This is a genomic window from Pseudomonas sp. ADAK2 (genome assembly GCF_012935755.1).
Lineage (GTDB): Bacteria > Pseudomonadota > Gammaproteobacteria > Pseudomonadales > Pseudomonadaceae > Aquipseudomonas.
The window spans coordinates 5,422,329-5,439,769 of sequence record NZ_CP052862.1 but is presented as its reverse complement, the minus strand read 5'-3'; the positions used below and the strand labels follow the sequence as shown (position 1 = coordinate 5,439,769).

At 59.4% G+C, this 17,441-nt stretch carries 17 protein-coding genes; 7 read left to right on the top strand and 10 right to left on the bottom strand.

The genetic code is table 11. From position 1 onward, the window contains the following. The first annotated feature begins 190 nt into the window (after positions 1-190). Genes HKK52_RS25000 through HKK52_RS24990 form a run of 3 tightly spaced genes read left to right on the top strand, consistent with a single transcriptional unit; the run spans position 191 to position 2,979 of the window. Positions 191-1,504: a C4-dicarboxylate transporter DctA gene (locus HKK52_RS25000; protein WP_123509174.1), complete on the top strand. Its 1,314-nt coding sequence runs from the start codon at positions 191-193 to the stop codon at positions 1,502-1,504. A gap of 56 nt (positions 1,505-1,560) precedes the next feature. Then, on the top strand, positions 1,561-2,265 hold the full coding sequence (locus tag HKK52_RS24995) for a FadR/GntR family transcriptional regulator (RefSeq protein WP_169372988.1): 705 nt from the start codon (positions 1,561-1,563) through the stop codon (positions 2,263-2,265). 24 nt (positions 2,266-2,289) lie between these two features. Further along, positions 2,290-2,979, top strand: a complete 690-nt coding sequence (locus HKK52_RS24990) for a GntR family transcriptional regulator (protein WP_169372987.1) — start codon at positions 2,290-2,292, stop codon at positions 2,977-2,979. A 123-nt stretch (positions 2,980-3,102) separates the two neighbouring features. On the opposite strand, the gene yjiA is transcribed toward HKK52_RS24990, so the two are convergent. The 3 genes from yjiA to HKK52_RS24975 form a co-directional block, all read right to left on the bottom strand. Continuing rightward, positions 3,103-4,095, bottom strand: coding sequence for a GTPase (gene yjiA, locus HKK52_RS24985; RefSeq protein ID WP_442962272.1), 993 nt, complete (start codon positions 4,093-4,095; stop codon positions 3,103-3,105). A 102-nt stretch (positions 4,096-4,197) separates the two neighbouring features. Next, positions 4,198-4,395, bottom strand: coding sequence for a YbdD/YjiX family protein (locus tag HKK52_RS24980; protein WP_010467494.1), 198 nt, complete (start codon positions 4,393-4,395; stop codon positions 4,198-4,200). A 15-nt stretch (positions 4,396-4,410) separates the two neighbouring features. Continuing rightward, entirely contained in the window at positions 4,411-6,477 is a 2,067-nt protein-coding gene (locus tag HKK52_RS24975; RefSeq protein ID WP_169372985.1) for a carbon starvation CstA family protein, read from the bottom strand. Between the two features lie 160 nt (positions 6,478-6,637). Here HKK52_RS24975 and HKK52_RS24970 point away from each other — a divergent pair, with 160 nt between their 5' ends. Beyond that, the gene (locus tag HKK52_RS24970) at positions 6,638-7,006 is read left to right on the top strand and encodes a PilZ domain-containing protein (RefSeq protein ID WP_169372984.1); all 369 of its coding nucleotides are present in this window, start codon (positions 6,638-6,640) and stop codon (positions 7,004-7,006) included. 174 nt (positions 7,007-7,180) lie between these two features. On the opposite strand, the gene radA is transcribed toward HKK52_RS24970, so the two are convergent. Genes radA through HKK52_RS24955 form a run of 3 tightly spaced genes read right to left on the bottom strand, consistent with a single transcriptional unit; the run spans position 7,181 to position 10,746 of the window. Then, positions 7,181-8,548: a DNA repair protein RadA gene (gene radA, locus HKK52_RS24965; RefSeq protein ID WP_169372983.1), complete on the bottom strand. Its 1,368-nt coding sequence runs from the start codon at positions 8,546-8,548 to the stop codon at positions 7,181-7,183. Positions 8,549-8,593: 45 nt separating this feature from the next. Next, a complete protein-coding gene (locus HKK52_RS24960) occupies positions 8,594-9,148 on the bottom strand; it encodes an ankyrin repeat domain-containing protein (protein ID WP_169372982.1) in 555 nt (184 codons plus the stop codon). Between the two features lie 59 nt (positions 9,149-9,207). Then, positions 9,208-10,746, bottom strand: coding sequence for a catalase (locus HKK52_RS24955; RefSeq protein WP_169372981.1), 1,539 nt, complete (start codon positions 10,744-10,746; stop codon positions 9,208-9,210). Positions 10,747-11,030: 284 nt separating this feature from the next. On the opposite strand from HKK52_RS24955, the gene mscL reads away from it, so the two are divergent. Further along, positions 11,031-11,450 carry a large-conductance mechanosensitive channel protein MscL gene (gene mscL / locus HKK52_RS24950; protein WP_169372980.1) on the top strand — a complete coding sequence of 140 codons (420 nt, stop codon included), beginning with the start codon at positions 11,031-11,033 and terminating at the stop codon, positions 11,448-11,450. Between the two features lie 46 nt (positions 11,451-11,496). Here mscL and HKK52_RS24945 read toward each other — a convergent pair whose 3' ends face one another. Next, positions 11,497-12,273, bottom strand: coding sequence for a ferredoxin--NADP reductase (locus tag HKK52_RS24945; protein WP_169372979.1), 777 nt, complete (start codon positions 12,271-12,273; stop codon positions 11,497-11,499). Between the two features lie 351 nt (positions 12,274-12,624). Between HKK52_RS24945 and HKK52_RS24940 the strand changes: the two genes are divergently transcribed. After that, on the top strand, positions 12,625-13,338 hold the full coding sequence (locus HKK52_RS24940) for an autoinducer binding domain-containing protein (RefSeq protein WP_169372978.1): 714 nt from the start codon (positions 12,625-12,627) through the stop codon (positions 13,336-13,338). A 175-nt stretch (positions 13,339-13,513) separates the two neighbouring features. Then, on the top strand, positions 13,514-14,638 hold the full coding sequence (locus tag HKK52_RS24935; protein ID WP_169372977.1) for a methyltransferase: 1,125 nt from the start codon (positions 13,514-13,516) through the stop codon (positions 14,636-14,638). 80 nt (positions 14,639-14,718) lie between these two features. On the opposite strand, the gene HKK52_RS24930 is transcribed toward HKK52_RS24935, so the two are convergent. The 3 genes from HKK52_RS24930 to HKK52_RS24920 form a co-directional block, all read right to left on the bottom strand. After that, positions 14,719-14,886, bottom strand: coding sequence for a DUF2474 domain-containing protein (locus HKK52_RS24930; RefSeq protein ID WP_169372976.1), 168 nt, complete (start codon positions 14,884-14,886; stop codon positions 14,719-14,721). Positions 14,887-14,953: 67 nt separating this feature from the next. Then, positions 14,954-15,961 (bottom strand): cytochrome d ubiquinol oxidase subunit II, encoded by a 1,008-nt coding sequence (gene cydB / locus HKK52_RS24925; RefSeq protein WP_169372975.1) that lies wholly within the window; start codon positions 15,959-15,961, stop codon positions 14,954-14,956. A 3-nt stretch (positions 15,962-15,964) separates the two neighbouring features. After that, entirely contained in the window at positions 15,965-17,401 is a 1,437-nt protein-coding gene (locus HKK52_RS24920; RefSeq protein ID WP_169372974.1) for a cytochrome ubiquinol oxidase subunit I, read from the bottom strand. Positions 17,402-17,441 lie beyond the last annotated feature (40 nt).

Genomic DNA, 17,441 nt, shown 5'->3' with positions numbered 1-17,441 from the left:
CTCAAGGTCGGGGCATTGCGCGCAACTGGTAAGACCGGTCATGCCAATCGATGAATTTTCACTTGCGATCCGGCAAAAACAGCGCCTAGACTGCGCCTGCACTGGACATACCGGTAAGACCACAATAATTAAGTCCTGAATCTGATGCGCTCAGCGCACGGCAGCCAGGACACTGACCAGGATTCCTCCCATGCTCAGATGGTGCTCGCGTTCAATCTTCCTCCAAGTGGTTCTCGGACTGGTGCTCGGCATCGTCTGCGGGCTGACCCTTCCCGAATACTCCGCACAGCTCAAACCCCTGGGCGACGGTTTCATCAAACTGATCAAGATGCTCATCGGCCTCATCGTGTTCTGCGTGGTGGTCAGCGGCATCAGCGGCGCGGGCGATCTGAAGAAGGTCGGGCGCATCGGCCTCAAGTCGGTCATCTACTTCGAAGTGCTGACCACCATCGCTCTGGTAATTGGCCTGGTGTTCGCTTTCAGCACCGGGATTGGCAGCGGCGCGAACATTCATCTGGATCAACTGGCCAAAGCCGACATGGGCGATCTGGCCCAGCGCGGCCAGCAGATGCACACCACCACCCAGTTCTTGATGGACCTGATCCCGACCTCGGTGATCGGTGCTTTCGCCGATAACAACATCCTGCAAGTGCTGCTGTTTTCGGTGCTGTTCGGCAGTGCATTGAACCTGGTCGGTGAAGCGGCCTCGGGCATCTCGCGGCTGATCAACGAACTCAGCCACGTGATCTTTCGCATCATGGGCATGATCGTGCGCCTGGCGCCGATCGGCGTGTTCGGCGCCATCGCCTTCACCACCAGCAAATATGGCCTGGATTCGCTGCAACACTTGGGCAGCCTGGTCGGCCTGTTCTACCTGACCTGCGCCGCGTTCGTGTCGCTGATCCTCGGCCTGGTGATGCGCCTGTCCGGCCTGCGGATGTGGCCGTTGCTCAAGTACCTGCGTGAAGAACTGTTGATCGTCATGGGCACCGCTTCGTCCGACGCCGTGTTGCCGCAAATCATGCGCAAACTGGAACACCTGGGCATCGGCAGTTCCACAGTCGGGCTGGTGATTCCAACCGGTTACTCGTTCAACCTCGACGGTTTCTCGATTTACCTGACCCTGGCCATCGTCTTCATTGCCAACGCCACCGGCACGCCGCTGGCCATGACCGACTTGCTGACGATTCTGCTGGTGTCGCTGATCACCTCCAAAGGTGCCCACGGCATTCCGGGCTCGGCGCTGGTGATTCTGGCGGCGACCCTGACCGCGATCCCGGCGATTCCGGTGGTCGGCCTGGTGCTGGTGCTAGCGGTGGACTGGTTCATGGGCATCGGCCGGGCGCTGACCAACCTGATCGGCAACTGCGTCGCCACCGTGGCCATCGCCCGCTGGGAAAAAGACATCGATGTGCAACGGGCGAACAAGGTGCTTTCCGGCCAGGTGGGGTATACCTTCCAGCCGAGAAAACCGGTGGCGCCGGCGCATCAACAGGAATTCTGAATCATGCGGGAGCCTGCCACGGGGCAGACTCCCAAGCCTTATCCATGGAGCGAACAGTGATTACCACTTCAACGGTCGTCAATTCAGTCGTAGAAAAACTTCGGGCCGCGCTGGCCCGGGGTCAGTGGCGCTCCGGCGAAATGCTGCCGGGCCAGCGTGAACTGGCCGAACAACTGGGCATCAGCCGCCCGAGCCTGCGCGAAGCCGTCATCGTCCTCGAAACCCTCGGCCTGGTGCGCTCAATGCCGGGCAAAGGCGTGGTGGTGCTGGAAGCCAACCTCAGCGACAGCCAACGCCACGACAGTGCGGTGGCCGGCGCCAGCCTGGAGGACGTGCTGCAACTGCGCTACACCCTCGAGCCGTTCATCGTCGGACTGGTGGCGCAATCGATCAGCAGCAAGGAAGTCGGGCAACTGCGCCTGACCCTGATGGACATGCGCGAAGCCCTGGAGGCCAACGACAGTGAAGCCGGGGTCAACGCCTACATCGCGTTCCACGAAGAACTGTTCACCCTGACCTCGAACCCGATCTTCCAGAGCGTGGTGCAGCAGACCAGCAACGCCCTCAAGCAAAGCGCCGAAGTGCTGCGCAATTCGCCGGAGCATTTGGCCGAACGCCTGGAAGAAAACGAAGCGGTGGTGCGGGCGATCCGCAGCAAGAACAGCGCCCAGGCCAGCGCCGAGATGCGGCGGCACATCCTCCGTGAAGGCCAACGGATGGGCATCGAACTGAATATTCCGGACGACCACCTCGGCAGTTGAACTGCTTCGAACTGGAGACAGGCCATGAACAGCTTCGCCCCAGCGCCAACCCTCAGCGCCCTGCCCTTTCCCCAGCGGGCGGATGATCTCTATGCGCGGATCTTCGACGCGATTCTCGAACAGCGTATTGATACGGCCAGCCGCTTCACCGAAGAAAGCCTGGCGCAGATGTTCAGCGCCCGGCGCAGTGATATTCGCGGTGTGCTGACGCAATTGTCCCATCAGCAGGTCATCGTCCTGCGGGCCAACCATCGGCCCCGTGTCGCCGCGCTCGACAGCGAGCAGACCCGGCAGATGCTGCATGCCCGGCGCCTGACCGAAACTACTTTGGTGCGACTGGCCTGCCAGCAAACCGGCCCGCAAGACTTGCAACCGCTGCGAGACTTGATCGAAAGCGAGCGCAACTGTACCGAGAGTGGAGCAGCAATCCGCTTATCGGGGGAGTTTCATTTGCAGTTGGCGAAAATGGCGGGGAATGCACCGTTGGCGCATTTTCTTGGCAGTCTGGTGCGGCTGACTTCGCTGGCGATTGCGCAGTTTGAGGCTGAGCGGGAGGGATATTGCGTGTGGCAAGTGCATCAGGCCATTCTGGAGGCGGTGGAGCGAAAAGACGCGGTTATGGCGGTGACCGTGCTGAGCCGACATCTGGATTATCTGGAGGAGGCTTTGCTAAACGCTGGATCTTCAATCAATCGGAATCGTGTCGCCGGTTAGATCGCTTTCGCGGGCAAGCCTCGCTCCTACGGGATTTGAGTCATGTGAATCATCGCGATCCACCGAAACTCTGTAGGAGCGAGCCTTGCCCGCGAAGGCGTCATAACAGTCGCCGAAAATGCTTCAAACAGCCGCCACCCGCGCAAACCCTTCGCGAATCTTCTCTTCCGGCAAATCATCGGCAATAAACACAATCACACTTTCCCGCGCCTCGCCCTCCGCCCACTCGGTGTCCCAGTCGAAACCGTACAACTTCAGCACGCCCTGAAACACCATGCGCCGTGGCTCGCCGACGATGTTCAACACCCCCTTGTAGCGCAGCAGTTGCTTGCCGTGGTCTTCAAGCAGTTCGTTCATGAACTCGCTGAGCTTGTCGAGATCCAGCGGCTGATCGGTACGCAGCACGAGGCTGGAAATCCGGTCGATGGACGGCGCCTTGCTCACCGGCCGCAAACTCACGCCGCCGCCGAGGTCGGCATTCAGATTGAAACCGCGTACATCGAGCAATTGCGCCAGGTCGATCTTGCCGTGCTCGACCACGCGGATCGGGGCGCGACGGTTGATGCGGGTCAGGCGCTCACTCAACGCGGTGAAGGTCGGCTCATCCACCAGATCACGCTTGCTCACCAGCAAACGGTCGGCGAAACCGATTTGCGCCTGGGCGATGGTCTGGGTCAGGTGGGTCTCGGCATGCGCCGCGTCCACTAACGTGATGATGCCGTCGAGAATGTAGCGTTCGCGCAGTTCTTCATCGATGAAGAAGGTTTGCGCCACCGGGGCCGGGTCGGCCAGGCCGGTGCATTCGATCACCAGGCGATCGAAGGCGATTTCACCGCTGTCCAGGCGTTCGAGCAGCAGATAGAGGGCCTTGGTCAGGTCGGTGTGAATGGTGCAGCAGACGCAGCCGTTGGACAGCGTCATCACTTGCACCGGCTCGTCGCCCAACAGTTGGGTGTCGATGCCGGCGTCGCTGAATTCGTTTTCGATCACGGCGATTTTCAGGCCGTGCTCGGCTTTGAGCAGGTGGCGCAGCAGTGTGGTTTTACCCGCGCCGAGGAAGCCGCTGAGGATCGTGACAGGGATAGGGGCTAACAAAATAAGGTCTCCCGGACGCAAAAAAAAACCGTAGGAGCAAGGCTTGCCCGCGATGGCGTCCGAAAGATCGCCATCGCGGGCAGGCCATGCTCCTACAGCGCGGTGTTGCCTAGACCGCGTGCCTCAACAGCACTTCGGCCCACCCTTGCCACCGTAACGCGCTTCCTGACGTTCCCGGAAGAACATCTCGTAGCTCATCATCGGTTTGTCCGGGTGCTTGGTTTGCATATGCTCGACGTAGTTGTCGTAGTCGGGCATGCCGACCATCAGGCGCGCGGCCTGACCGAGGTATTTACCGAGGCGACTCAGGTCATTGAACATGTTTGCAATCCTCGTTTACGCGTCCGGCACAGCCTGGAAGGGCGCTTCTTTATCCGTACGTTCTTTGGTACCCCAGGCGGAAATCCCGACCTTGAGCGCATAGAACAGGATGCTGAACACCACAAACAGGAACAGCGCCGTCAGTGTTGCGTTGGTGTAGGCGTTGAAGATCACGTGTTGCATCTGCGTAATGTCCTTGGCCGGGGCGAGGATCTGGCCGTTAGCCAAGGCATCGCTGTATTTTTTCGCCAGGGACAGGAAGCCGATCGCCGGGTTGGCGTCGAACAGCTTGATGAAACCGGCAGTGGTGGTGCAGATCAGCAACCACGCGGCGGGCAGCAAGGTCACCCAGATGTAGCGTTGGCGTTTCATTTTGATCAGCACAACCGTGGCAAGCATCAGCGCGATGCCGGCGAGCATCTGGTTGGAGATGCCGAACAGCGGCCACAAGGTGTTGATCCCGCCGAGTGGATCGATCACGCCCTGGTACAGCAACCAGCCCCACATCGCCACACAACCGGCGGTGGCGATCAGGTTGGCGGTCCAGGATTCCGTGCGTTTGAGCGACGGCACAAAGGAACCGAGCAAATCCTGAAGCATGAAGCGTCCGGCACGGGTACCGGCGTCCACGGCGGTCAGGATGAACAGCGCTTCAAACAGGATCGCGAAGTGGTACCAGAACGCCATGGTGTTTTCACCCGGCAACACGCTGTGCAGGATCTGCGCGATGCCGACCGCCAGGGTCGGGGCGCCGCCAGCGCGGGCGAGGATGGTGGTTTCACCAATGTCATGGGCCACCGCTTGCAGCGCTTCCGGGGTAATGGCAAAGCCCCAGCTGCTGACGGTTTGCGCCACGGCCACCACGTCACCGCCGACGACTGCCGCCGGGCTGTTCATGGCGAAGTACACGCCCGGCTCGATCACCGAGGCGGCAACCATGGCCATGATCGCGACGAAGGATTCCATCAACATCGCGCCGTAGCCGATGTAGCGGGCATTGACTTCGTTATCCAGCAGCTTCGGCGTGGTGCCGGAAGAGATCAGCGCGTGGAAACCCGAGACCGCGCCACAGGCAATGGTGATAAACAGGAACGGGAATAACCCGCCCTTCCACACCGGCCCGGTGCCGTCGATAAACTGCGTCAATGCCGGCATTTTCAGCTCGGGCATGGTGACCAGAATGCCGATCGCCAAGGCAATGATGGTGCCGATTTTCAGGAACGTCGACAGGTAGTCACGCGGTGCCAGAATCAGCCAGACCGGTAACGAGGCGGCCACGAAACCGTAACCGACCAGCATCCAGGTAATCTGCACGCCAGTGAAGCTGAATGCCTTGGCCCACACTGGATCGGCGGCAATCTGCCCGCCCAGCCAGATCGAACCCAGCAGCAGCAACACGCCGACCACGGAGATTTCACCGATGCGGCCCGGGCGGATGTAGCGCATGTAAATGCCCATGAACATCGCGATCGGGATGGTCGCCATCACCGTGAAAATGCCCCATGGGCTTTCGGCCAGGGCTTTGACCACGATCAGCGCCAGCACCGCGAGGATGATGATCATGATCAGGAAGCAGCCAAACAGCGCGATGGTCCCGGGGATGCGGCCCATTTCTTCACGGACCATATCGCCCAGCGAGCGACCGTTACGGCGGGTGGAGAGGAACAGGATCATGAAATCCTGCACCGCACCGGCCAGCACCACGCCGGCAATCAGCCACAGCGTACCGGGCAGGTAGCCCATCTGCGCTGCCAACACCGGACCGACCAAAGGCCCCGCGCCAGCAATGGCCGCGAAGTGGTGACCGAAGAGGATGTGTTTGTTGGTCGGGACGTAGTCCAGGCCATCATTGTTAAGCACGGCGGGGGTGGCCCGGCGCGGGTCGAGCTGCATCACATTGTTTGCGATAAACAGACTGTAGTAACGATAGGCAACCAGATAAATGGCCACGGCCGCGACCACAATCCACAAGGCGTTGATCGCCTCGCCTCGACGCAATGCCACTACGCCAAGGGCGCACGCTCCTACGATTGCCAGCAGCAGCCAGGGTAGATGGCGTAGCAGGCTATTATTATTTTTCATTTTTATATTCCAGCCAGGGTGGACAAGAAAGACAGCCACCCCGAGTTTAGCTCTACTGGCGACAAAGACCATAGTCCGACCTTGGTCGAGCGCCATCACTGTGCTGGCAGCCTTTGTCGATGCGGGTCTATAGTCAGCCAACCTTCACGAGGATTGCGCCATGAGCGAGCACCCTGCAGATCGCCGCCGCTTCAAACGTTTTGCGTTCGACGCCCGAACCGAGCTGAGCCAGGGCGAACTCACCTGGCCGGTGAAGCTGATCGACCTGTCGCTCAAGGGGGCGCTGATCGAAAAGCCCGAGCCGTGGCTGGGCAATCCGGATTGGCATTTCCTGCTCGATATTCATCTGAATACAGACGTCGAGATCAAGATGGATGTGATGCTGACCCACGATGACCACGGTCAGCTCGGCTTCGTCTGCAAACACATCAGCCTGGAATCCATCGAGCGTTTGCGGCGCTTGATCGAGTTCAACCTGGGCGATCCCGAGGAATTGGAACGCGAACTGGGTGCCCTGATCGAGGTTTAATGACCTACGCCCCTTGTAGCAGCTGGCGAAGCCCGCGTTCGGCTGCGCAGCAGTCGTGAAGTCAGGCGACTCGGTGTTTCAGGAAAATCTCTCACTCAGGTTTTGCGTCTGCTTCGCAGCCGAACGTAGGCTTCGCCAGCTGCTACAGATTATGTTGCAGGCAATGGGGGCAAGTTATTCGAACAAAGCGTCGAGGGCCTGCTCCAGCCGGGTAACCGCAATGATCTGCAACCCCGGCGGCGCTTCTTTCGGCGCATTACCCTTGGGCACGATGGCGCGCTTGAAGCCGTGCTTGGCCGCTTCCTTCAGACGCTCCTGACCACTCGGTACCGGACGCACTTCACCGGACAAGCCGACTTCGCCAAACACCAGCAAATCATGGGGCAGCGGCCGGTTGCGCAGGCTCGACATCACCGCTGCCATCAGCGCCAGGTCAGAGGCGGTCTCCAGCACTTTCACCCCGCCGACCACGTTGAGAAACACATCCTGATCGTGGGTCGGAATGCCGCCATGTCGGTGCAGCACCGCCAGCAACATGGCCAGCCGATTCTGATCCAGCCCCAGCGTGACCCGTCGCGGGTTGGCCAAATGACTGTCATCCACCAGCGCTTGCACTTCGACCAACATCGGCCGGGTGCCTTCCCACGTCGCCATGACCACACTGCCCGGGACTTCTTCCTGAGCACGGGTGAGAAAAATCGCCGAAGGGTTGGAGACTTCTTTCAGGCCCTTGTCGGTCATGCCGAACACACCCAGTTCATTCACCGCGCCGAAACGGTTTTTAACCGCCCGCAGCAGACGCAAACGGCCATCGGACTCGCCTTCGAAATACAGCACGGTGTCGACCATGTGCTCCAGAACACGCGGGCCGGCCAATGCGCCTTCCTTGGTCACATGGCCCACCAGGAAAATCGCCGTGCCGCTCTGCTTGGCATAACGCACCAGCAGTGCCGCACTTTCGCGCACCTGGGACACGCCGCCGGGTGCCGATTGCAGTTGCTCGGTGAAAATCGTCTGGATCGAATCGATCACCATGACCTTGGGCTTTTCCAGCCGGGCCGTGGCGATGATGGTTTCGATGCAGGTTTCGGTCATCACCCGCAGTTTGTCCTGGGGTAAACCAAGACGACGGGCGCGCATGGCCACTTGTTGCTGGGATTCTTCACCGGTGACGTACAGCGCCGGCATGCTCTTGGCGAGGTTGCACAAGGTTTGCAACAAAATGGTCGATTTGCCGATGCCGGGGTCACCGCCGATCAACACCACCGAGCCGTCCACCAGGCCACCGCCCAGCACGCGATCAAGTTCACTGGAGGCCGTGGAAAAACGCGGAATCTCTTCGACACTGACTTCGGCCAGGGTCTTGATCTGGGCCTGTTGGCCGGTCCAACCGGTGCGACCGCTGGGGACCGCAGCGCCGCCGCTCTCGACCATGGTTTCGGTCAGCGTGTTCCAGGCCCCGCACTCGCCGCACTGGCCGGCCCACTTGGGGAAGGTGGAGCCGCACTCGGTGCAGCCGTACATGCGCTTGGCCTTGGCCATCTGAACTCCCGGCAAAAACCGCGATGATAGCTCAGCTGGAGCGGATCAGCGCGGCACCGCGTTGCGGATTTCACCGCTGGCCAGACGCGCGGCGCTATTGCCCAGCGGATCCTCGGCATTCAGGTCGGCGCCCTTGGCCTTGAGCGCATCCAGCAACTCGACACGGTGGAACAACCCGGCATACATCGCCGCGGTCTGCCCGGCACCGTTACGTTGGTCGGGGCTGCAATTGGCCGCCAACAGGGTTCGGGCGATCTGTACCTCGCCCTTGAAAATGGCACCCATCAGCGCTGTGTTGCCCCGCTGATCCTGGGCGCAGGCATCGGCGCCGGCGGCGAGCAGACGGTCCACCGCGGCACTCTGGCCGTGATAGGCCGCCAGAATCAACGCGGTATAACCCTTGCTGTCGCGGGTATCGAGGGAGTAACCGGCCTCGATGAAGGTGTCGAGCATCGGCACATCGCCACGGCGGGCGGCATCGAAGTAATAATCCTGCAATTGGGTTTTCAGCGCGGCGGGGTCTTGTGGGACGTCCGCTGCCGGTTCGGCAAACACACTGAACGAGAGGGCTGCCAGAAACACAGATAGATAGAAACGCATGGCCAGGCTCCTTGGTCTGACGGGACCTCGAATGAGGCCCCGCTTTTTCAGGCAAACGATCAGTCGACCAGTTTGGCCGCCAGTGCCTTGACCCGGGCCAGGTCACCCTTGGCCACCTTGGTCACGCCGGTGCCGTATTCCGGGTCGGCCTTATAAAGGAACGACAGCATGATGTGCTTGCTCTCGTCGTCGGTGCTGGCCAGCGAGCCGCCGAAGTTGTCGATCAGGTCCTGGCGCTCCTTCGGGCTGAACGAGCGATACAGATCGCCGGCCTGCTTGAAGTTCTGCTCGTGCTGGATCTTCGTCTGCTGGGTGCTGCCTGACAGCGCCGACTGGCTGTAGCGTGCGGTTTGCGGCTCCTCACGGGGCAGCAAACGGCTTGGCTGGTAATTCACGCCGGTGCTGCTGGCACCGCTGTTCATGGCGCCATCCTGATTACCGTTATTGACCGCAACCTTGGGCGCATTGATTGGCAGTTGCAGGGCATTGGCGCCCAGGCGATACATCTGCGTATCGGCATAAGAGAACACGCGGCCCTGTAACAAACGATCTTCCGAAGGTTCGATACCGGGAACCAGATTGGCGGGCGCCATGGCAACTTGTTCGGTTTCCTGGAATACATTGGCCGGATTACGGTTTAACACCATTTGTCCAACTTTGCGCTCAGGAATGCCTGGCCAAATCTTGGTTGCATCCAATGGATCAAAATCAAACTTGTACAAATCTTTAGAATTTAAAACTTGAACGTACAAGTCCCACTTCGGAAAATCTCCCTTGGCTATATGAGTAACCAAATCGTTAGTCATATGACTGTAGTCTTGACCTTGAACGTTAGTAACTTCCTGTGGATCGAGATTTTTAATGCCCTGCAAACTTTTCCAATGAAACTTCACGTAGTGCACGTCGCCTTTGGCATTCACCAACTTGTAGGCGTGAACACCATTACCGTCCATTTCCCGATAACTGGCAGGCGTACCTGAGTTGGAATACAACTCGGTCAGGGTGCGAGTGGCTTCCGGCACATGGGAGAAGAAATCGAAACGGCGCGAATCGTCGTCAAGGTTGGTACGCGGATCGGGCTTGAAGGCATGGACCATGTCCGGGAATTTGATGGCATCCCGGATAAAGAAGGTCGGGAAATTGTTGCCGACCAGGTCCCAGTTACCGTCCGCGGTGTAGAACTTGGTGGCGAAACCGCGAGGGTCGCGCAGGGTTTCCGGGGAATGGTTGCCATGCACCACCGCCGAGAAGCGCACGAATACTGGCGTGCTCTGGCCGCCGGCGAACACCTTGGCCTTGGTCAGATCGCTGAGGTCGTCCGTGACGGTGAAGGTGCCATGGGCGCCGGTACCACGGGCATGCACCACGCGCTCAGGGATGCGTTCACGGTCGAAACGCTGGAGTTTCTGGATCAGTTGCACGTCTTGCAGCAGCACCGGGCCCGTGGCGCCGGCGGTTTGCGAGTTCTGGTTGTCGCCGACGGCGGCACCGTTATCGCGGGTCAGGGTCGCGGCACTGACGGCGAAGGACAGCACACTGGCGCTCAAAACGCCCAGGGCACGTAGGGGAAAAGCCCCGAAGCCAATCGTGGAAGTCATATCAGGTTCCTCTGTTTTTAGGACGCATCCATGTGCGCTGTACAGAGGCTAGAGGCCGAAACCGCAGAACATAAATAGAAAGATCACAACGCGATGATTGATAGATTCTTGTAGCAAATCATCGTGTTAGCGCGTATTTCGCGCGCGATTGCTGGCACTTTGCAAACTAATTGGCAGAAGACAGGTCGATAACAACGAGCATTGTAAGAAGGTGTTTCGAGCAATAGCTGTTTTGCTGAATTACACTGCGTTCACCAACCTCATCTGTAACAAGGAAATAACCTATGGGCGTGCTTAACGAGTTCAAGGCCTTCGCGGTCAAAGGCAATGTGGTCGACATGGCCGTCGGTATCATCATCGGTGCCGCCTTCGGCAAGATCGTCTCGTCGTTCGTTGGCGATGTGGTCATGCCGCCCATCGGGCTGCTGATTGGCGGGGTGGATTTCAGTGACCTGGCCATCACGCTCAAGGCTGCCAATGGTGACATTCCTGCCGTGATGCTGGCTTATGGCAAATTCATCCAGAGCATGATCGACTTCATCATTGTCGCGTTTGCGATCTTCATGGGCGTCAAGGCCATCAACCGCCTGAAGCGCGAAGAGGCCGTAGCACCGACCCTTCCACCGGTTCCGACCAAGGAAGAAGAGCTGCTGAGCGAGATCCGTGATCTGCTCAAGGCCCAGAACCAGAGCGAGCGGCCTTGAACGCTGTCCTGGATTGAAAAACGGCGCCTTCGGGGCGCCGTTTTTTTTACCAGTAGTTTTCCACCGCCACCTGTCCGGGCCGTCGGCTGAGGCTCAGGTTCATATCGCGCAGTTTGAGCAATTTGCGGGTGTCATCGATCATCTGTGGGTTGCCGCAGATCATCACGCGCGAGTGCTCGGGCGTCAGTTCCAGCCCCGCCGCCTGCTCCAGTTCGCCATTTTCAATCAGGGTGGTGATCCGTCCATTCAGGACGCCAGGCACCTGCTCGCGCGTTACAGTCGGGATGAACTGCAGCTTGTGGGCGTATTCCGCCAGGTAGTCACGTTGCGCCAACCCCGCGATCAACTCCTGATAGGCCAGTTCCCGGCCTTCGCGCGCGCTGTAGACCAGGATGATGCGTTCAAACTTTTCCCACACCTCGAAATCCTGCAGGATCGACAGGAACGGTGCCACCCCTGTGCCGGTGGACAACAACCAGAGGTCACGACCATCGACGAAACGATCCAGGGTCAGGTAGCCCGTGGCCTGCCGCTCGACCAGCAACGTATCCCCCACTGCCAGGCGGCTCAGCTCACTGGTGAACTCGCCCCCCGGCACGACGATGGAAAAAAACTCGAGAAACTCGTCGTAGGGTGAAGAAACCATGGAGTAGGCGCGCCACACCGTGCTGCCATCGGGTTTGGTCACCCCCAGCCGAGCGAATTGCCCCGCACGAAAGCGAAAGCCCGGGTCCCTGGTGGTGCGCAGCGTGAACAGGCTCGGCGTCAATGGCTGGACGTCGAGCAAGGTCTGGCGGGTGAATTTTTCTGCACTGGCGGTCATGGGGCACTCCATTGGACAGGTGGGGCCAGTGTCCCGCAAAGCAGACGACTTAAACACCGCTGGTTTGTAGTGGCTTTAGGTGATGGTTACTGTTCGTTAGCTAGTCTTATTTAATAGAAACGCCGCGGTGACACTAATTAGCCAGCAGCTTTTGTGAAAAAGTTGTCAATTGATTCTCCCTCGAAGTTGTTACTCCACCGTGACACTCCTTATAAACCGATCCCGCATTTGCAGCGGTTATAAAGAGCGAAAAAATCAGGGCACCTCAGTAGGATTCATCCTACACTCGTGACGTGCCGGATTTTGGATCCAATGGGCACCCCGGAGAAACACATACATGGAGAACTGAAGATGGAAATGTGGAAGGAATCACAGTTGACGCAGCTGTCCTATGCTAAAGAAATCGACATTGCTTATCCGATTTCACTTAACTTCGTCAAAAATCTCGGGTTTAAATTCTGTGCTTTTTCAATCACTTCAAAATCGCTTGGTACTCACGACCGCAGCCTCAACCGGAACAATTTCCCAAAGGCCTGGAACACTCAATATGAACAAAACAAATTCAGCGCCATCGACCCCGTAGTAGCTCACTGCAATCATTCCATGCTGCCCATTCTATGGACTGAAGATGTCTTCTCCCAGACGCCGTCGCTGTGGCAAGCCTTGCAACAACAAGGGCTGCAACACGGCTGGTCGCAATCATTCCATGACGAGGAAAGCGGCCTGTACAGCATGCTGAGCCTGGCCAGAAGCCACTGCCCGATTACCGCGTATGAACTGTATGAAAATCTCGGTTTCACGGTGTTCATCGGTCGTCATCTGCACGCACTGGCCGCCAAGACCCTGCCGAAGAAAAAACCGAGGCCGAGTACGCCGCGCCTGTCTCCCCGTGAAGTCGAGGTGTTGCGACTGTCCGCCGATGGCAAGACCGCGTACGAAATTTCCAGAATCCTCAGCCTGAGTGAGCGCACGGTGAATTTCCACGTGCACCGGGCTATCGAGAAACTGGGGGTCTGCAACAAGATCGCGGCGGTGTTTGTAGCGACAAGGAGCGGGGCTATCTGAAACCGCTCGCCCCAGGGAAAACCTGCGGGTAATCCACTGCAAAAAAACGTACCATTTGCGATCCTTCCTGAGTGTTGACGTGTGAACCTTCACGCCGCAGTCCACTCGGTCGGTTCCGCCCGCTACATCGCCCCTGGGCCGCGGGATATCCGTTGATTCTCCAGAGCCCCGCCCCATGCCCCTGCTCGAAACACCTTTCGCCCAACTTGACCTGATCCGCCAGCCCGAACAGCAGAACGAACCGCTGCAAGCCTTCGATGCTGCCGACGAATACCTGCTCAATCATATGGCCGAGCAACAACCGACCGCCGATACGCGGGTACTGGTGCTTAATGACAGTTTTGGCGCATTGGCAGCCAGCCTGGCCGGCAAGGTCCGGGTCACCAGTAGCAGCGACTCGTTCCTGGCGTTCCAGGGGCTGGAAAAGAATCTGATCCGCAATGGCCTGGCGTTCGACGCGGTACCGAGCGTGCCGGCCAATGAAACATTCATCGGGCCGTTCGACCGGGTGTTGATCCGGGTACCGAAAACCCTCGCCTTGCTGGAAGAACAACTGATTCGTCTGCAAGGTCAACTGGCGCCGGGCGCCCAAGTGATTGCGGCGGCGATGGTCAAGCACTTGCCCCGCGCAGCCGGGGATTTGCTGGAGCGTTACATCGGCCCGGTACAGGCGTCGTTGGCGGTGAAGAAGGCGCGGTTGCTGATCGCCACGCCTGAACTCAAGACGCCCGCCGTCTCGCCCTACCCGTCCCGCTACTTGCTCGACGAGCCGGCGATCGAACTGCTCAACCACGCCAACGTGTTCTGCCGCGAAGGGCTGGATATCGGCACCCGGGCGTTTTTGCCGTATTTGCCAAAGAGCCTCGGCGCAGCGCGGGTGGCGGATCTTGGTTGCGGTAACGGCGTATTGGCCATCGCCAGCGCCCTGCAAAACCCTGAAGCCCACTACACGCTGGTGGACGAGTCGTACATGGCGGTGCAATCGGCCAGCGAAAACTGGCGCGCGGCGTTGGGTGAGCGGGAGGTTATCGTCCGTGCCGGCGATGGCTTGGCCGGGCAGGAACCACAGTCACTGGACGTAGTGCTGTGCAATCCGCCGTTTCACCAGCAACAGGTGGTCGGCGATTTCCTGGCCTGGCGCATGTTCCAGCAAGCCCGCGAGGCCTTGGTGGTCGGTGGCGCGTTGTACATCGTCGGCAATCGCCACCTGGGTTATCACAGCAAACTGGCGCGGTTGTTCCGCGGCGTCGAGCAAGTGGCGGCGACGCCGAAATTCGTCATTCTCAAGGCCCGCAAATAACGCGGGCTAAAAAAAACCCTCCATCAGGAGGGTTGCAAAACCGTGCCGCGAGGCAACGGGATGGGAAATTCCGGGGTGTTTCAGTGGGTGGTCAGGCCCGCGGCATTCATGAACATGCGCATCAGGCTGGCCACGATAAACAGGGCTACGACGCTGCCGGTCCAGATCATCGCCAACCATCCGAGCCGCTGCCACAGCGGCTTTTTTTCGGCCCGTTGAATGTCGTGCAGGGAGGGTTTGGTGGACATGTCTTCGATCCTCTCTTGAAGGGGATGGCGCCTGTGGTGGCGCCATCGCGAGCAAGCTTTGCTCCTACTAGTGGTAACCGTCTTCATGGGTGACCTTGCCGCGGAACACGTAGTAGCTCCAGAAGGTGTAGCCCAGGATGAACGGGATGATGAACAGCGTGCCCACCAGCATGAAGCCCTGGCTTTGCGGCGGTGCGGCGGCGTCCCAGATCGAGATCGACGGCGGCACGATGTTTGGCCACAGGCTGATGCCCAAGCCGCTGTAGCCGAGGAAGATCAATACCAGCGTCAACAGGAACGGCGTGTAGTGCGCATTGCGAGCCACGGCGCGTATCAGGCCGTACATGGTCACCAGCACCAGGATCGGCACCGGCAGGAACCAGAACAGGTTCGGCAGGGTGAACCAGCGTGATGCGATCTCGGGATGGGCCAGCGGGGTCCAGATACTGACGATACCGATCACCGCCAACACCACGATCGCCAATGGCCGCGCCAGGTTGTGCATTTGCTCCTGCAACTTGCCTTCGGTCTTCATGATCAGCCAGGTGCAACCGAGCAAGGCGTAGGCAATCACCAGCGCCAGGCCGCAGAACATCGTGAACGGCGTCAGCCAGTCCAGTGAACCACCGGCAAACTGGCGATTGACCACCGGCAACCCGTCGATAAACGCCCCCAGCGCCACGCCCTGGAAGAACGTCGCCGCCACCGAGCCACCGATGAACGCCTTGTCCCACAGGTGACGCTTGTCGTCCTTGGCCTTGAAACGGAACTCGAACGCCACGCCGCGGAAAATCAGGCCGATCAGCATGAAGATCAGCGGCAGGTACAACGCCGACAGCACCACCGAATAGGCCAGCGGGAAGGCGCCGAACAACGCCGCGCCGCCCAGTACCAGCCAGGTTTCGTTGCCGTCCCAGACGGGCGCGACGGTGTTCATCATCACGTCACGGTCGGTCTTGCCCGGAATGAACGGGAAGAGAATCCCGATGCCCAGGTCGAAGCCGTCCATGACCACGTACATCATGATGCCGAAGATGATGATCACGGCCCAGATCAGCGGAAGATCAATACCCATGATTCAAATCTCCTTGGTCACGGTGTGGTCGGCATCGGTGTGATCGTCGTCGGCAGCGGACAACGGACGGGCCGGTGTGCGTTTCTTGCCTGGACCACCCTCGTTGGTTTCCTTGCCTTCGTCGATCTTCGGCCCTTTGCGCACCAGGCGCATCATGTAGCCCAGGCCGGCACCGAACAGCGCGAAATACACCACCACGAACAGCACCAACGTAATGCTCATCTGCGCGAAGCTGTGATTGGAGGACGCATCCGCCGTGCGCATCAAGCCGTAGACCACCCACGGCTGACGGCCGATTTCCGTGGTAAACCAACCGGCGAGGATCGCGATCAGGCCGGACGGGCCCATCCACAACGCCAGGTACAGGAACGGTCGCGAGGTGTACAACTTGTCGCTCTTGCGCAGCCACAGGCTCCACAAACCGGTGAAGATCATCAGGAAACCCAACCCGACCATGATCCGGAACGACCAGAACACAATGGTCGAATTCGGTCGGTCTTCCGGCGGGAAGTCCTTGAGCGCCGGCACCTGTTTATCCAGGGAGTGGGTGAGGATCAGGCTGCCGAGGTACGGAATCTCCACCGCATACTTGGTCTTCTCGGCTTTCATGTCCGGCCAGCCGAACAGGATCAGCGGGGTCGGTTCATCACCGACGTTTTCCCAGTGACCTTCGATCGCGGCGATTTTCGCCGGTTGGTGCTTGAGCGTATTGAGGCCGTGGAAGTCGCCGATGACGGCCTGGATCGGCGCGACGATCAAGGCCATCCACATCGCCATCGAGAGCATGGTGCGGATTGCCGGGTTGTCTTTGCCGCGCAGCAAGTGCCAGGCCGCCGAGGAGCCGACGAAGAACGCCGTGGCGACGAATGCGGCAGTCGCCATGTGCATCAGGCGGTACGGGAACGACGGGTTGAAGATCACTGCCAGCCAGTCGGTTGGGATCACTTGGCCGTTGACGATTTCGAAGCCCTGGGGGGTTTGCATCCAGCTGTTGGAGGCGAGAATCCAGAAGGTCGAAATCAGCGTGCCGATGGCCACCATGACGGTGGAAAAAAAGTGCAGGTTGCGTCCGACCTTGTTCCAGCCGAACAACATGACACCGAGGAAACCGGCTTCGAGGAAGAACGCAGTGAGCACTTCATAGGTCAGCAGCGGCCCGGTGACGGAACCGGCGAAGTCCGAGAAGCGACTCCAGTTGGTGCCGAACTGATAGGCCATGACGAGGCCGGAGACCACGCCCATGCCGAAGTTCACGGCAAAGATCTTCGACCAGAAGTGGTACAGATCGCGGTAGGTATCGTTGTTGGTTTTGAGCCACAGGCCTTCGAGTACCGCCAGGTAACTCGCCAGGCCAATGGTGATGGCCGGGAACAGGATGTGGAACGAGATGGTGAACGCGAACTGCATCCGGGCGAGATCAAGTGCCTCCAAACCGAACATAAGTCTTCCTCTGTCAGGTAATACCGGCTACAGGGCTTAT

Bases quoted from the DNA above. Each gene is read 5' to 3' on its own strand.
- HKK52_RS24920 (WP_169372974.1), bottom strand. From the start codon at position 17,401: ATGTTCGGTTTGGAGGCACTTGATCTCGCCCGGATGCAGTTCGCGTTC.
- HKK52_RS24990 (WP_169372987.1), top strand. From the start codon at position 2,290: ATGAACAGCTTCGCCCCAGCGCCAACCCTCAGCGCCCTGCCCTTTCCC.
- radA (WP_169372983.1), bottom strand. From the start codon at position 8,548: ATGGCCAAGGCCAAGCGCATGTACGGCTGCACCGAGTGCGGCTCCACC.
- HKK52_RS24955 (WP_169372981.1), bottom strand. From the start codon at position 10,746: ATGACTTCCACGATTGGCTTCGGGGCTTTTCCCCTACGTGCCCTGGGC.
- HKK52_RS24960 (WP_169372982.1), bottom strand. From the start codon at position 9,148: ATGCGTTTCTATCTATCTGTGTTTCTGGCAGCCCTCTCGTTCAGTGTG.
- HKK52_RS24975 (WP_169372985.1), bottom strand. From the start codon at position 6,477: ATGAAAAATAATAATAGCCTGCTACGCCATCTACCCTGGCTGCTGCTG.
- HKK52_RS24980 (WP_010467494.1), bottom strand. From the start codon at position 4,395: ATGTTCAATGACCTGAGTCGCCTCGGTAAATACCTCGGTCAGGCCGCG.
- HKK52_RS24930 (WP_169372976.1), bottom strand. From the start codon at position 14,886: ATGTCCACCAAACCCTCCCTGCACGACATTCAACGGGCCGAAAAAAAG.
- HKK52_RS24970 (WP_169372984.1), top strand. From the start codon at position 6,638: ATGAGCGAGCACCCTGCAGATCGCCGCCGCTTCAAACGTTTTGCGTTC.
- HKK52_RS24935 (WP_169372977.1), top strand. From the start codon at position 13,514: ATGCCCCTGCTCGAAACACCTTTCGCCCAACTTGACCTGATCCGCCAG.
- mscL (WP_169372980.1), top strand. From the start codon at position 11,031: ATGGGCGTGCTTAACGAGTTCAAGGCCTTCGCGGTCAAAGGCAATGTG.
- HKK52_RS24945 (WP_169372979.1), bottom strand. From the start codon at position 12,273: ATGACCGCCAGTGCAGAAAAATTCACCCGCCAGACCTTGCTCGACGTC.
- cydB (WP_169372975.1), bottom strand. From the start codon at position 15,961: ATGGGTATTGATCTTCCGCTGATCTGGGCCGTGATCATCATCTTCGGC.
- HKK52_RS25000 (WP_123509174.1), top strand. From the start codon at position 191: ATGCTCAGATGGTGCTCGCGTTCAATCTTCCTCCAAGTGGTTCTCGGA.
- HKK52_RS24940 (WP_169372978.1), top strand. From the start codon at position 12,625: ATGGAAATGTGGAAGGAATCACAGTTGACGCAGCTGTCCTATGCTAAA.